The 14,458-nt window shown below is 64.8% G+C and carries 10 protein-coding genes; 4 read left to right on the top strand and 6 right to left on the bottom strand.

Features of this window, described 5'->3' with window-relative positions:
- Positions 1-7 precede the first annotated feature (7 nt).
- The gene (locus Mspo_RS05170) at positions 8-493 is read right to left on the bottom strand and encodes a peroxiredoxin (protein WP_244613148.1); all 486 of its coding nucleotides are present in this window, start codon (positions 491-493) and stop codon (positions 8-10) included.
- Positions 494-806: 313 nt separating this feature from the next.
- Here Mspo_RS05170 and Mspo_RS05175 point away from each other — a divergent pair, with 313 nt between their 5' ends.
- Positions 807-4,196, top strand: coding sequence for an AsmA-like C-terminal region-containing protein (locus Mspo_RS05175; protein ID WP_244613150.1), 3,390 nt, complete (start codon positions 807-809; stop codon positions 4,194-4,196).
- Positions 4,197-4,270: 74 nt separating this feature from the next.
- On the opposite strand, the gene Mspo_RS05180 is transcribed toward Mspo_RS05175, so the two are convergent.
- The 3 genes from Mspo_RS05180 to tyrS form a co-directional block, all read right to left on the bottom strand.
- Positions 4,271-4,507 (bottom strand): hypothetical protein, encoded by a 237-nt coding sequence (locus Mspo_RS05180; RefSeq protein WP_159727508.1) that lies wholly within the window; start codon positions 4,505-4,507, stop codon positions 4,271-4,273.
- Between the two features lie 134 nt (positions 4,508-4,641).
- Positions 4,642-7,137 (bottom strand): TonB-dependent receptor, encoded by a 2,496-nt coding sequence (locus Mspo_RS05185; protein WP_244613151.1) that lies wholly within the window; start codon positions 7,135-7,137, stop codon positions 4,642-4,644.
- A 339-nt stretch (positions 7,138-7,476) separates the two neighbouring features.
- Entirely contained in the window at positions 7,477-8,742 is a 1,266-nt protein-coding gene (gene tyrS / locus Mspo_RS05190; RefSeq protein ID WP_159727510.1) for a tyrosine--tRNA ligase, read from the bottom strand.
- Between the two features lie 89 nt (positions 8,743-8,831).
- Between tyrS and Mspo_RS05195 the strand changes: the two genes are divergently transcribed.
- The 3 genes from Mspo_RS05195 to Mspo_RS05205 all read left to right on the top strand — a co-directional run bounded on the left by Mspo_RS05195 (position 8,832) and on the right by Mspo_RS05205 (position 12,290).
- A complete protein-coding gene (locus tag Mspo_RS05195; RefSeq protein ID WP_159727512.1) occupies positions 8,832-10,124 on the top strand; it encodes a hypothetical protein in 1,293 nt (430 codons plus the stop codon).
- A 57-nt stretch (positions 10,125-10,181) separates the two neighbouring features.
- Positions 10,182-11,273: a hypothetical protein gene (locus tag Mspo_RS05200; protein WP_159727514.1), complete on the top strand. Its 1,092-nt coding sequence runs from the start codon at positions 10,182-10,184 to the stop codon at positions 11,271-11,273.
- Positions 11,274-11,660: 387 nt separating this feature from the next.
- Complete coding sequence (locus Mspo_RS05205) at positions 11,661-12,290, top strand: hypothetical protein (protein ID WP_159727516.1); 630 nt, start codon at positions 11,661-11,663, stop codon at positions 12,288-12,290.
- A gap of 106 nt (positions 12,291-12,396) precedes the next feature.
- Here Mspo_RS05205 and Mspo_RS05210 read toward each other — a convergent pair whose 3' ends face one another.
- Positions 12,397-13,176, bottom strand: coding sequence for a DUF2076 domain-containing protein (locus Mspo_RS05210; RefSeq protein WP_159727518.1), 780 nt, complete (start codon positions 13,174-13,176; stop codon positions 12,397-12,399).
- A gap of 112 nt (positions 13,177-13,288) precedes the next feature.
- Entirely contained in the window at positions 13,289-14,413 is a 1,125-nt protein-coding gene (gene proB / locus Mspo_RS05215; RefSeq protein ID WP_159727520.1) for a glutamate 5-kinase, read from the bottom strand.
- Positions 14,414-14,458 lie beyond the last annotated feature (45 nt).

The raw sequence follows: 14,458 nt of genomic DNA on the forward strand, positions 1-14,458 counted from the left end.
GAAAACGCTACTTCCCCTTCGCGGCGGCCAGAACCTCGGCCGCGTGGCCCGGGACCTTCACCTTGCGCCAGACTTTCTCGATCCGCCCGTCGGGGCCGATCAGAAATGTCGATCGCTCCACGCCCATATATTTGCGGCCGTACATGCTCTTTTCGACCCATACGCCAAAGGCGCAGAGCATGTTCTTCGTTTCGTCCGAGGCGAGCGGGAATTTCAGCTCGTATTTGTCGCGGAACTTGTCATGCTTGGCCGGCGAATCCGGCGAGACGCCGACCACCGCGGTCCCCGCCTTCGCGAAATCGGCGCGCAAGGCGTTGAACTCGATGGCTTCCTTGGTGCAGCCCGAGGTGTCGTCCTTGGGATAGAAGTAGAGCGCGAGCTTCTTGCCGGCGAAGCCCGAAAGAGAGATGGTCTCGCCGCCGGCGCCGGGAAGCTCGAAAGAGGGGGCCGCGTCGCCTTCGCGCAAGCCTGTGGATTTCTTCGCCTCGGTCACTGCGCCTTCCTTTCGTCTCATCCGCCGTTACAATCGGCAGCTTGCAGAGGACGGCGCGCTTCGCAAGGGTTTGCAGTGACAATCCCCAGTTGCGCGCCGTGCGGGATATGATCTTCTCGACGCCGTGCAGATTCGGCGCCGGCGCGCCCGGCTGACGGGCGCGGTCGAACCGAAGGGCGGGCGTTTGACGCGAAGGACAGACGAAGGCCCGGCGGTCGAAGCGCGGGTCCCGCGCTTTTTTTTAGGATTTGCGCGACGCGGCTCCACCTCGCGCCGGCTACGCGGCTTTTGCGTCGCGCGTTGCGTTTCGGTCGTGGCCGTGTCGGCGCTGCTCGTGGTCGTGCTGGCGATCGGCGCATTTTTCGCGGCGCTCGCCCGCGGCCCCATCGCCTCCGACTGGCTCGCCCCCAAGATCGTCGAAGCGCTCGACGATCTCTACATTCATCGTTACCAATTCGCGCTGAGCTCGGCGGCGATCGCCAGCACGGATCACGGCCTCACGCTCACGGTGAACGGCCTTTCCGTGAAGAGCGGCGAGCGCACCATTCTCGCCGCGCCGCGCGCGCAATTGTCGGTGGACCCGCGCGCGTTGCTCATCGGCCGATTGACGCCTCGGCGGCTCGACGTGCTCGACCTCGAGCTCAGGCTCGAAGTGCTGCCGGACGGCGTGCTCGCGATCTCCGCGCCGGGCGCCGATCCGGTCGCCATTCCCCTCGAGGCGCCGCCGCCCGCGGAGCCCGCCGCCGCCGTCCCCGCGGGACCGCCGGTCCCGTCGTTGCGGCAGGCGGCCGGCGCCTTGCGCGCGGTGATGGATTTCATCGTCGATCCCGAAAGCCCGATCGCCGCGATCGACAAGATCGGCGTCTCCAACGCCCGGCTCGTCATCGACGACCGCACGCTGGACAGGACGATCGTCTATGACGATCTGGCGCTGAGCTTCGACAAGGCCGCCGGCGCGCGGCGGCTTCGCCTCGGCGCGACAGGCTCCTCCGGCCATGTCGGGGCGGAGGTGGAGGCCAAGGGCGCAATGGGCGAGCGGCGCACGCTCGACGCCCGTTTGCGCAGCCTCTCCATGGAGGAGATCGCGCTCGCCGCCAGCGCGCGCACGCTGCCCTTCGACACGGACGCGCCCTTGTCGCTCGATCTGCACTTCGCCCTCGCCGGCGACGGCCGCGTCACCGAGGCGAGCGGGAAATTCGCCGCCGGCGAGGGCTTCTTCCGCCTCGAGGAGCCCGACGCCGAACCGTTTTTGCTCCAGGAGCTCTCCGTTTCCGGCCGCTGGGACATGGAGCGCCGTCTCCTCGTCATCGAGCCGGTGGAAATCCGCACCAGCGTCGCCCGGCTGAGCTTTACGGGCGTGCTGACGCCGCCAGCGGAGGCGACGGGGGCTTTCGCGCTCTCTTTCGATCTCGCGCGGCCGGGCGCTTTTCTGCCGGAGCGTCATGGAGAGGCGGCGCTCGTCGTCGAAAACGCCGGCCTTTCGGCGAGGCTCGATCTCGCGGCGAAGAAATATACGGTCGAGCGGATCTTCCTCGAGGGGCCGGAGTTGCACGCCACGGCTTCGATGGCCGTCGACGGCGCGCAGCCGGACGGGACGCATGTCAAATATGCGATCGGCGCGACGCAGACGCCGCTCCGCTCGGTGCTGCGCATCTGGCCGACTCATGTCGCCGCGCCGACGCGCGCCTGGATGGATCAGCATATTCCGTCGGGGATGTTGCGCGCCGGCGCGCTCTCCGCCGATCTCGATCAGCAGGCGATCATCGCCGGCCGCTATGAGCGACCGCCGCCGGACGCCGCGCTGCGCGGCGATTTCGAGCTCGAGAATGCGACGCTCGTCGACGCCGTCCCGGGCCTATGGCCGATCAATGGGATGAATGGCCATATCGCGCTCACCGGGCGCACTGCTTCTTTCGTCGCCTCGTCCGGCGTCATGGAGAGCGCGCCGGGCCGCAAGCTCGCGATCACGGAGGGCGTCTTCCGCGCGCCCGCGCTCGGCCTCGACCCGGCGCCCGCCTGGATCGAGCTGAAGCTCGCCGGCGGCGTGGAGGCGGTCGCCGATATTCTCTCGCTCGAGAGCGTCGCCCCGGCGGCGAGCCTGCCCATGGACGCCAATGCGCTGAAAGGGCAGATCGACGGCAAGCTGCGCATCGATTTCGAGCTCGGCCTCGCGGCGAAGGAGGAGCACACGCGAATCGCCGTCGACGCGGAGGCGACCAATCTCTCCATGGAGCGCTTCATCGGCAAGGAGCGGCTGGAGGGGGCCGCTCTGCGGCTCGTCTCGGATCGCGAGGGGCTGCGCGTCGCGGGAACGGGCCATGTGTTCGGCGCGCCGATCTCGCTCGATCTGCGCCGCGCCGCCGGCGAGAAGGGGCAGGCGCAGGCGCAACTGGCGCTTTCGCTCGACGACGCCGCGCGCGTCCGCGCCGGCTACGGATTTGCCGGCGTCTCCGGCGTCGTCGGCGTGCAGGTGCAGACGAAGCTCCCGATCGAGGATTCCGAATCGCTGATCGAGATCGATCTCTCGAAAGCCGCGCTCGACCATCCTTTGCCCGGCGTCACCAAGGCGATGGGCAAACCGGGACGCGCGAGCTTCACTCTGGTGAGGCGGCCGGAGGGGTCGGCGCTCGAGCAATTGCAGGCCGAGGCGGGCCCGCAGCAATTTTCCGGCGTCGTCGAGCTCGGACGCGACGGCGCCCTGCGCTCGGCGAAACTGACGCAGCTGAAGCTCTCGCCCGGCGACGACATGCGGCTCGAGGCGACGCGCGGCGGCGACGCGCTGAAGCTCGTCGTCCGCGGCGCGAATATCGACGCGCGTCCGCTGCTGCGCTATCTCTCGCAGCAGTCTGCGGAGCAGGGCGTCGCCGCCCCGGCTGCGGGCAAGCCGCCGGCGACCGACGATTTCGATCTCGACCTCAAATCGCCGATCGTCACCGGCCACGGCAAGCAGATCCTCTCCAATGTCGATTTGAGATTCGAACGTCGCGCGGGCAAGCCGCGGCAATTGTCGCTGACCGGCAATTTCGGGCGCGAGCCTTTCGCCGCAATGCTGACGCGCCATCCGAGCGGCGCGCCGCAGATCGACCTTTCGACCAGCGACGGCGGCGCGCTGCTGTCCTTCCTCGATCTCTATCATCGCATGGAGAGCGGCGCGCTTACCGCGACCATATTGCTCAATCAGGGCCGCTCCGACGGCACGATGCGCATCAGTGATTTCTATTTGCAGAACGAGCCGGCCATTCGCCAGCTCGTGCTGCAGGGCGCGGCGCGCATAGACGACAAGGGCGCGTCGCGTTTCGATCCGGATTCGGTGAAATTCGCGCGCGTCCAATCCGCCTTCACCTGGGCGAACGGCCGCCTCGCCATGCGCGACGCGGTCATGTCGGGCACGGAAATCGGCCTCACCGTGGACGGCTACATCGATCTGGCGCGCGACCGCATCGACGTGTCCGGCTCGTTCATTCCCGCCTATGGGCTCAATAGTCTCGTATCGAATATTCCAGTCATCGGACTGATGCTCGCCGGCGGCCAGCACGAGGGCGTCTTCGCGGTGAGCTTTCGCGTGAGCGGCGCCTTCAGCGCGCCCGTGCTGACCGTCAATCCTCTGTCGGTCATCGCGCCGGGCCTGCTGCGCAAAGTGTTCGGCGTCATAGACGGGACCGGCACGGGCCGCCTGCCGGAGAGCGCCGCGCCATCGCGTTAGACCCGACTTTGATCCTTCGGAGCGAATTCGGAGCGCCGCGTTCCGTCGCGAGAGGCGCAGGCGCGTCCTCGCGCTCAGTGATGATGTCCGCCGCTTCCGCCGCCCGAGACCTCGACTTCGTCGTCTGTCGACAATTGTCCGACGCGCCTCAGAAACGCCGCGTGCTGTTCCGGCGTATGGTGAGCGTGGACGCCGCCGAGCTTTTTATAATCCTCGTTGGCGGCGACGGCGGACTTGGGCGAATTCGTCGAATTGCAGGCGGCGAGCGCGAGCGCGCCGCCGATAACGACGATCGAGAGTGACGCCTTCATCGTTTCCTTGCTCCGGTAATCGTTTCGAGGTCTCGCATGTTTTCCTGCCGATCGCTTCGCGCGGCATTCGCCGCTCCTTCTCCCCGCGAGCGGGGAGAAGGAGAACGCGCCGAACCGATCAGCCGGAAACCGCATCAGAATGTGATCGAGGAGGTGACGCCGAACGTCCGCGGCCCCTGCGTCGATATGCCGACATTGGTCGGCGCGGTCGCCGACCCGAATGAGATGCTCCTCCAGGGACGGTTGTCGAAGAGATTCTTGCTCCAGAGCGTCAGGCTGTATTTGCTGTCGCTCGTCTTGAGGCCGAGCCCGGCGTCGAGCATCACATAGTCCGGCTGCCAATATTGTCTGATCGAACGGGGATGGGTGAGCTGCGACTTGTCGAACCAGGCGGCGTTCAGATAGGTGAAGGCCGTTATCGGCTGGTTCCCGAGATCCCCCAGGCCCGCGAAGACATTTCCGATCGATCGCTCATAGCTATAGCCGCCGTTGATCTGCCATTTCGGCAGCTGGGTGATGCGCGTGTTGCTGAGCGACATTGTCGCGGGGCCTCCCGAGAAGGCCCAATCCTCGGGCGTGGGCGCCTGCGCATAGTTCACGAAGCGGGCTTCCGTGTAGGCGCCCGAGAGGTTGAGCGTCAGCCCGTCGAACGGGCGCCATTGCTCGACGAATTCGACTCCGCGCAGCCGGACGTGCGGCGCATTGCCGAGATAGGCGATGGTGACCGTGGCGCCGTCCGCGAGCGTCTGAACCTGCTGCTGGCCGATCTGGAAATCATAAAGATCGTTCCAATAGAGATTGACGTTGGAGATGAGCGCGCCGTCGAACCAGTTGGTCTTCGCGCCGATCTCATAGTCCCAGGACGTCTCCGCCTTGTTGAAGGCCGGCTTCCATCCGAGAGGCGTCACCGAGAGCGTCGCCGAATTGCGCCGGTAATTGGGCGTGTTCTGCGTGTTCACCGCCGGCTGCTTGTCGCCCCGGCCGATCAAGGCGTAGACCTGCACATTCTCGGTGATCTGATATTTCGGATTGATGATGCCGATGACCGCATTGTGGCCCTTGGTCGCGCCGCCCGTGTCGGACCAGCCGTAGTTCAGATGATAGGCGAGGGCGCGGTCCTGCTCGGCGATGGAGACGGGAACCCAATAATTGTAGGTCGGGCGAAACTTGTTCGACGAATATCTCAGATCCCAGCTGTCGCGCAGGCCGAAGGTGAGATCGAATTGCTCGGTCGCATGCCATGTCGCCTGCCCGAAGGCGGCCTGCTGAATATCCCCCGCCTTGTTCAGCCACCAGGAAATATTGCCGGGTATCGCCGCCGGGTCTTTGAACCATTTCGGCGCGTCATAGCCGAATGTCGCATGATGCATGCGGTCCTGGAGGAACTCCCAATAAGTGAATGTGCCGACCGTCCATTCGAGCTCCTGCTCCTTGGGCGACGACAGCCTGAACTCCTGAGAAACCTGCCACCCCATGGTGTCCATGTCGTTGCTGCCGATATCGAGCAGCTGATCGTCCTGAGACGCGTAGTTCTTGAACGAGCCGAAGCCGCCGGCGGTGATCAACGTCAATATATAGTCGCCGACGGCGACGTTGAGCTCGTTGGAGACCATGCCGACATGGGTCGGATTGCGGCCCATGGCCACTCTATAGGGCGTATTGGGGTCGATCGTCCAAATCGGCTTGCCGAGCCGCTGCTGGACTCGCTGAAAATAGGTCTGGGCGGGACGGGTCCCATTCGCATAGGCGAGGGAGGTGTCGCCGATCGCCGCGGTGAGATAGCCGTTCTGCTCGTTGGAGCCGTTGTAGATCGCGCTCAGCCGATCGCTCCAGCCGTCGCCGACGCCGAAGAGCTGGAAGTGAAGGCCGAGGCGGTTGGTGTCGAGATAGGTCGCGCCCGACCTCGCGTCCCGAATCCAGCCGTCGCCCTTGTCGAGGTAGAAGGCCAGCCGATAGGCGAGCGCGTCGTCGATCAGCGGCCCGGTCGTATTGATGGTCTGCCTGATGTGGTTGTAATTGCCGTAGCTCGTTCGAAGCGTGGTCTTCGGGACGAATGACGGCAATTGCGTGTGCATGATGATGGAGCCGACATTGGTGTTCTTCGTTCCCGCCGTCCCCGTCGGCCCGTAGAGCACTTCGACGGAGGAGAGATCGACGAACTCGCCCCATTGAAAGCCGGCGAAGCTCCAATAGACATTGTCGACGACATATCCCGTGTCCGAGGGCGAGCCCGTTCCCGCCGAGGCCGCCGCTATGCCGGCGCCGCGGATCGTCATGCGCGACTGTCGCGGCTGGACGAGGTTCGGACGATAGCCCGGAACCCTTCGGGAAATGTCCGTCACCGTCTCGATCTGCTGCTCCTCGATCACCTTGTCGGTGACGATGGTTCCCGATCGCGGCGTTTTCGTCAGCACCTGCTCCTGAAGCTTCTGGGCGGCGGCCTCGGCTCCCGTGACCTTGACGTCCTGAATTTGGGCGGACAGGCTCGCTCCATCTCCTTGGCCGGGCGCAGCCGCCTGCTGCACAGCCGCCGCGGGCTCTTGCGCGAGCGCTTCCCGGACCGGGACGCTCGCGGAAATCCCCACCAGAATGGACGCCAGCGACACGCTCGACGTCAGGCGTCCGCGCACAAACGCTCCCCGAAAACACATTGCCATTGGGCTCATCCCCCTAGCGTTTCGACGAGGATCGAGCTTTCCCGAGCGCGATCCGCCTTCGCGCGCTGCGTTCGAGGGCCTTTTCTCAGGGCCATCGGGCGCTTCGTACGATATCTTACCTAGTAAGGGGATATGCAGATTATGTCTATAAAGTTTATATAATTATGTGACGAAATCCGGAACGCGCGACATCGGCGCTCCGCTTATTTTCAACTATTACAGCATGTTATGGAATTGCACCGCGTGCCCGGCCGCGGACAGTTATCTATCTTATAGATAGATTTATCCGAAGGGCGGGCGGGAAGGGACGATCTACTCCGATACCTGCTCCAAGAGCACATGCTTCTTCTTGCCGAGCGACAATTTCGCGACGCCCTCGGCGAAATCCGTCTCGCCGAGGATCGCCTTCTCGTCGGTCACGGCGGCGTCGTTGACGCGCAATCCGCCGGCCTTGATCTGCCGCCGCGCTTCTCCGGTGGAGGCGACGAGCCCCGCTTTCACAAAGGCGGTGAGCACGCCGATCCCCGCCACGACCTCGCTCGCCGGCACGGCCACCTTGGGCAGAGTGAGGGAGAGCGCGCCTTCCTCGAAGGTGCGGCGCGCCGTCTCGGCGGCGCGCTCGGCCGCCTCGCGCCCATGGAGCAGCGCGGTGGCTTCGGTGGCGAGAATCTTCTTCGCCTCGTTGATCTCCGCGCCGCCGAGCGCGGCGAGCTTCGCGATCTCGCCGAGCGGCAGGAAGGTGAACAGCTTCAGGAAGCGGACGACGTCGGCGTCCTCGCTGTTGCGCCAATATTGCCAATACTCGTAAGGCGCGAGCATCGACCCGTCGAGCCAGATGGCGCCGGCCGCGGTCTTGCCCATCTTGGCGCCAGACGATGTGGTGAGCAGCGGCGAGGTCAGCGCATAGAGCTGCGGCGTCCCGAGGCGGCGGCCGAGATCGACGCCCATGACGATATTGCCCCATTGATCGGAGCCGCCCATCTGCAGGCTCGCGCCATAACGCTTGGCGATCTCGACGAAATCATAGGACTGCAGGCACATATAGTTGAATTCGATGAAGGAGAGCTCCTGCTCGCGCTCGAGGCGGAGCTTCACCGAATCCATGGACAACATGCGATTGACCGAGAAATGCCGGCCGACGTCGCGCAAGAAGTCGATGTAGTTGAGCTTGGTCAGCCATTCGGCGTTGTCGAGCATGACCGCGTCGGTCTTGCCATCGCCGAAGGAGAGGAACTTCTCGAAGACGGTCTTGATGGAGGCTTTATTGGCCTCGATCGTCTCGATCGACAGGAGCTTGCGGCTCTCGTCCTTGCCGGAAGGATCGCCGACGCGCGTGGTGCCGCCGCCGAGCAGGGGCAAAGGCTTGCCGCCGGTGCGCTGGAGCCAGGCGAGGAGGGTGATCGGCAGCAGCGAGCCGATATGGAGCGAGGGCGCGGTGCAGTCGAAGCCGACATAGGCGACGAGCTCGCCGGAGCGGGCCTTTTCGTCGAGCCCCTCGAAATCGGAGCATTGATGCACGAAGCCGCGCTCGATGAGCGTCGCGAGAAAGTCGGATTTGGGGCGGAATGCGTCGGACATGGGGCCAGCGTGTTACGGGGAATGGGGGCGGGGCGCAAGGGCGAGGCGGGACAGGGCGAGGCGGGACGCCATTTCGGCGGGAGCGGTCGATGAAGTCGAGCGACATTATTTTCGTCCACGGGCTCATGGGTTGGGGGCCGAACGATCTCGGCGGGCTTCCCTATTGGGGCGACGCGCCGGCGCAATTCTCGCCGCGCTTTCGCACCCATCTCGCCAAATGCGGTCCGCTCAACTCGGTCCATGATTGCGCCTGCGAGCTTTTCGCGCAGATCATCGGCGCGCGCATCGACTATGGCGAGAGCCATAGCGCGCAAGCCGGTCACGCCCGCTTCTCCCGCGATTATTCCGGCCGCGGCTTCGTCGAGGGCTGGTCGGCCGAAAACCCGGTCGTTCTGATCGGCCACAGCGCCGGCGCTCAGACCTGCCGGATGCTGCAAAATCTTCTGGCGCAGGATTTCTGGGGCCTCGGCTCCAACGCCGATTGGGTGGAGGCGATCGTCGCCATCTCCGGCCCGCTCAACGGCTCGACTCTCGCCTACCGGTTTTGCGATGAAGAGCAGGGCAAGCCCAAGATGCTGCCGAGCGCGCTGGTCGCTGGCGCGCTCGCCGTCGTTTCGGCGCTGTCGCGGGTCGGCGCCGCGCGCCTTTACGATCTGCATCTCGAGCATTGGGCGCGGGAGGAGGGGAGCGGCGAGGCTTTCGCGCCGCGGCTCGACGCCACCCGCTTCATCGAGAGCTGCGACAATCTCGGCTTCGACGTCACTCTGCAAGGCGCCGCGCGCCTCAACCAGTCGATGGAGACTTTCGAGAACTGTCTCTATCTCTCGCTGGTCGCCAGCGCGACGCGCGAGGCAAGCTTTCTGGGGCTTCCATTTTTGCGCAAGACGCATCGGCCGGATCGATCCATGGATCTGACGATACGGGACTCCGCCTCCTATATCGCGACCCGGCCCGAATTCTCTGTCGCCCCGACGCCGGATTGGGGAAGCGGCGAGCTGAGGATGGAGCTCTGGCGCGAGAATGACGGCGTGGTGAACACGATTTCGCAGCGCTATCCTTTCATCGGCCGCGCGCACCCCCTCGGCGGCGAGGGAATTTTCGGCTTCGAGGATCGTCTCGAAACCGGAAAATGGCGCTATCAGCGCCTCGAAGAAATTTTCGGCAGAGCCTTCGACCATAATGACGCGACGCATGGCGCGCGCATGAAGCGTTTCGAAAAAGGCCGACGCGAAGTTCAGCGGGAGATATATCGCAAGCTCGCGCATCTCCTCGAGACATTCGATGCGGGTCGCGATCGGCCCGCGACGATGAACGCGATCGAAGCACGCTCGAGCCTTCGCCTCGAAGACCGATCGCGAACGAGCGACGCCCTCGTCACTTGACCGAGACGAGCGCCTGCTACAGCCTCCTTGCTTTCAACCATAGGGAGGGCCGCTCACATGGCGATGACCCGAACCGATCCGCTCGTCTTTTTCGAAGCGCCGCGGGCCTTTGTCGAGCCTGCGCTCCGCGTCTTGCGGATGGGCAATACGGCGCTCGACAGCCTCTTCTACGATGTGAATGTGTTCTGGACGGAATTGTTCTGGCGCGGGACCGCCGTGGTGACGTCGGACGCGGGCGCATCGCATTCGACGCAGGCCTTCGCCATGCTGAATCTCGGCGCCCTCACCAATCCCGAGGGCTCCATTCTCGTCGTCGACGCCGGCCGCGCGCCTTATGTGCGCCGTTTCGACGATGTGCCCGGGTTCTTGCAATACGCCAATGGCGAGGGCGCCGAGCTGAGGACCATCTCGGTGACGGGCGTCGGCAGCTCGGCGCTCGGATCGGCCTCCTTCGCCTGGAACCTCTCGGTCGCGCTGGCCGAGCCGGTCGCCGCCATCGTGCCCGGCTACGGCGTCGCCGACGTCGTCCAGCAGGCGCTCGGCGGGTGGTTCGGCTTTGGTCTCACCAATTGGATCAAGAAGGCGACGCAGGAGGCCCTCGCCGATGTGGCGCCCGAAACCTCCAAGATCGGCCGCGGACTGATGATGACGGCTCCCGGCCATGTCTCCGCCGAGACGACCGGCGCCCCGGTGTTCCGGCGCGGCAGCGGCTCCTCGGACGTGCTGCACGCCGTCCTTGTGGAATCGCGCTTCATCGAGCGCGTGTTCGGCCACAGCAAGGGGGCGCTCGTCATCGACAACGCCATTCGCGATCTGCCCGCGCCGACGAGCGATCGGCTGAAGATCGTCACCTTCGGCTGCCCGGTGGCCAAGGATGTGGACGACGCCGATTATCGGCAGTTCCTCGGCCTGCTCGATGGGCTCGGCCTCCTCAACTCCTGGGGCAACCATCCGGATTCGCGGCCGCTCGCGCATCACAGCACCAATACGGCAATCCCCTTCTGCATGCCCGTTTCGCTGCTGGCGCGATTGGCGGAAGCGGACATCTCGGCATGGCGGCCAGTCGCGCCGGCGCTATTGGCGGGACCGGAGCGGATTGCTGCGCCCGTCGGCGAGAAGGAGGCGGAACTCCAACCGCACGCGCGCTGATTCGCGCGGCCGGAGTCACGCAGGTCGCGATATCGCGTAACAGGACCACCCTTCTAGAAAGGGCCAGAAAGCAGCTCTCGTCCTTGCCGGAAGGGTCAACAACGCGCGCAGCGCCGTGCCCCGCCGAGGAGGGGCAGGGGCTTGCCGCCCGTGCACTGGAACCAGGCAGCGTGTTACGGGGAAGGGGGCTGGGCGCAAGGGCGAGGCGGGCGAGCGAACTTCCTCGCGGCACACGGGAGACGAAGTTCGACCGTCGGCTCAGAAGCGATTCCGATGTCGATTACATTATCAAGACGTCCTCGGGTATCGAGCATATACCGCGTATTTGAAATTTTCTGTGACCAGACCTAGGATTACCGCCATTGGACAAGCAGCTCGGGGGCCATCTTGCTGACGATCATTGCATTCGGTGATTTCCTATCTGCGATAATTACACAATGGATAGTGATACTGGGTGGAGGGACTTTGATCGTCCTGTTCGGGCTGTATGAACGATTCTATCTGAAGGGACAGGCTCATATCAAATTGTATTCTGGCGTTGTTGCAATAGCCTTGTTTTTAGCGTGTTTTAATGCGTGGAGGGAGCTGAACGATAAGGTAATCGATTTGCTAAAATCTCAGGTTCCTTTTAGTCTGCTTACCCGCAAAATGGCCGACGACTTAAGTGTCAGAATCAAGGTCGAGGGCAACGAATTCCGAGAACTCGTAAACAGCGGACACATTACGCTGGCCTTCACGTGCGACAGCGTTGCAAGATCGTTTGTTGATGATTTATTGCAGTTATTGCAGTCTGCAAAGCTATATGCAGATCGCCTTGTTGCTTGCTCAGATAGAATAGCAGAGAGACGTAGCGGTTTATATATGGTCGTTCCGGACGTAGGCCATCTAAAAGAGGAGCAGAAGAAGCTTCTAAAACTCATGTTGGATAGCTCAATCCCGATTTATCCTACGCCAATTTATGAGCAATCTCTTGAGTATGAACATACAGCGACTTGGCTGCTGTATGTCGGAAAATAATCTCATGTTGCCTCTGTCTGAAAAACTGCTGGTCTTAACACAGTAAGGATGTGTCGGCGCGCCAGAGGCGCGCCGCTCGTGAACTCTACCCGGCAGCCGTAGCCGATCACACGTCGAAGCCGCCGTCGCCGCCGCTGTCGTCGAAGCCGCCGGCATCGGTGTCGTAATCGGCGCTCTGCACATCGGGGCCGGCAGGGCCGTCATAGCCGGCGGCCGGATAGGACGGGTCATGGCCGCCCTGGTCGCCGTAATAATTGTTGATGATCGTATCGCCGCCGCCGCTCGCATGATCAAAGCCCGAGCCGATGCCGAGATTGTTGCCCGCGCCGCCGGCGCCGCCATGGAACAGGCCGCGGATCGAATCGGCCAGCAGCACGCCGCCGGCGACGCCCGCCGCCGTGCCCAGCGCGCCCTTCAGAAAGCCGCCGCCGGCGGCCGCCTGCTGCGGCGGAGCATAGCCCGGAGGAGGAGCGTAGCCGGGAGGCGGCGCATAGCCGGGAGCGCCGCCAGGGGCCGCGCCCCAAGGACCGCCCTGCTGCTGCGGATAGGCCGGCTGCTGGCCATAGCCCGGAGGCGGGGCAGGACGCGGCGGGGGCGGGGCCTGGCGCTGGGCGCCGCCGAACAACCCGCCCAGAAATCCGCCGGACTGCTGCGGGCGGCTCTCGAGCTCCCTCACGCGGCTCTCGAGCTCCTGCAGGCGTTGATTGGCCGCCTGCAGCGCCTGATCCTGCACCAGAACCGTCTGCGCCAGCAGATAGGGCGCGGCGGGCTGCGACTTCAGCTGCTCGGCGATGAAACTCTCCGCCTCCTGATCGCGCTGGGCGCCGGCGGCGCTGCGCGTACGCTCGAACAGACCGGCGAGCAGTTGGCGTTCTTCGGGTGACATAGGTCTCTCCCAGTTGGAACCAGCCCTCTTCGCGGGCGTGGCGCCCGAAATATGGGAGCGCTTTTTGGCTCTGCCAAGAGCCGCGGCTGCGGTCGAGCCCAGTTTCGAGGCGTCAGTCGCCGGCGAGCGCCATATCGTCGCGGTGGATGATCTCGTCCGGTCCTTTGAAGCCCAGAAACCCTTCGATGTCGCGCGAGGAGCGGCCGATGATGCGGGCGGCGTCCAATGCGTCATAGGTCACGAGCCCGCGACCGATTTCGCCGCCCGAAGGATTGCGGATGACGACGCAATCGCCGCGCGCGAAGCCCCCCTCGAGCGCGGTGACGCCGGCCGGCAGCAGGCTCTTGCCGGAAAACAGCGCGCGCGCCGCGCCTTCGTCCACATGCACGACTCCCTTGGGCTCGAGCGAGCCCGCGATCCATTTTTTTCGCGCGGTGACCGGGGTCGAGGGCGTCAAGAACCAGGTGCAGGGCCCGCCTTCGGCGATGCGGCTGAGCGGAGCCTCCACGCGGCCGTCGGCGATGACCATATGGGCGCCGCCGGTGGTCGCGATCTTGGCCGCCTCGATCTTGGTGCGCATTCCCCCGCGCGAGAATTGCGAGGCCGCGCCGCCCGCCATGGCCTCGACCTCCGCCGTCACGCGGGGAACGATATCTATGCGCCGCGCATCTGGGTCGCTCGCCGGCGGGGCGGTGTAGAGGCCGTCGACGTCCGAGAGCAGCACCAGGAGGTCGGCGCTGGCCATTGTCGCGACGCGGGCGGCGAGCCGGTCATTATCGCCATAGCGAATCTCGGAGGTCGCGACAGTGTCGTTCTCATTGATGACCGGCACGGCTCGGAGCGCCAGGAGCCGAGTCAGGCATTCGCGGGCGTAGAGATAGCGGCGGCGCTCCTCCGTATCGCCGAAGGTGACGAGAATCTGCCCCGCCGTCATGCCGAGGTCGCCCAAGGTCTCGGCCCAGATGCGGGCGAGGGCGATCTGGCCGACGGCGGCCGCGGCCTGGCTGTCCTCGAGCGGCAGCGCTCCCGAGGGCAGGCCCAGCACGCTGCGGCCGAGCGCCACCGCGCCCGAGGAGACGACGAGCACATCCGCGCCCCGCCTGTGCGCCGCCGCGAGATCGCCGGCGAGAAGCGCCAGCCAGTCGCGCTTCACCTTCGCCTCGCGCGGATCGACGAGCAGCGAGGAGCCGACCTTGACGACGATGCGGCGGAAGGAGTCGAGCTTGGGGCGTTTCACGGGAGAGCGGTTCTTTCGGAGAGAGGCCGAGCAGGCGACTTATAG

The sequence above is a fragment of the Methylosinus sp. Ce-a6 genome, assembly GCF_009811655.1.
Classification (GTDB): domain Bacteria; phylum Pseudomonadota; class Alphaproteobacteria; order Rhizobiales; family Beijerinckiaceae; genus Methylosinus.

Bases quoted from the DNA above. Each gene is read 5' to 3' on its own strand.
- Mspo_RS05200 (WP_159727514.1), top strand. From the start codon at position 10,182: ATGGCGATGACCCGAACCGATCCGCTCGTCTTTTTCGAAGCGCCGCGG.
- Mspo_RS05210 (WP_159727518.1), bottom strand. From the start codon at position 13,176: ATGTCACCCGAAGAACGCCAACTGCTCGCCGGTCTGTTCGAGCGTACG.
- tyrS (WP_159727510.1), bottom strand. From the start codon at position 8,742: ATGTCCGACGCATTCCGCCCCAAATCCGACTTTCTCGCGACGCTCATC.
- Mspo_RS05195 (WP_159727512.1), top strand. From the start codon at position 8,832: ATGAAGTCGAGCGACATTATTTTCGTCCACGGGCTCATGGGTTGGGGG.
- Mspo_RS05180 (WP_159727508.1), bottom strand. From the start codon at position 4,507: ATGAAGGCGTCACTCTCGATCGTCGTTATCGGCGGCGCGCTCGCGCTC.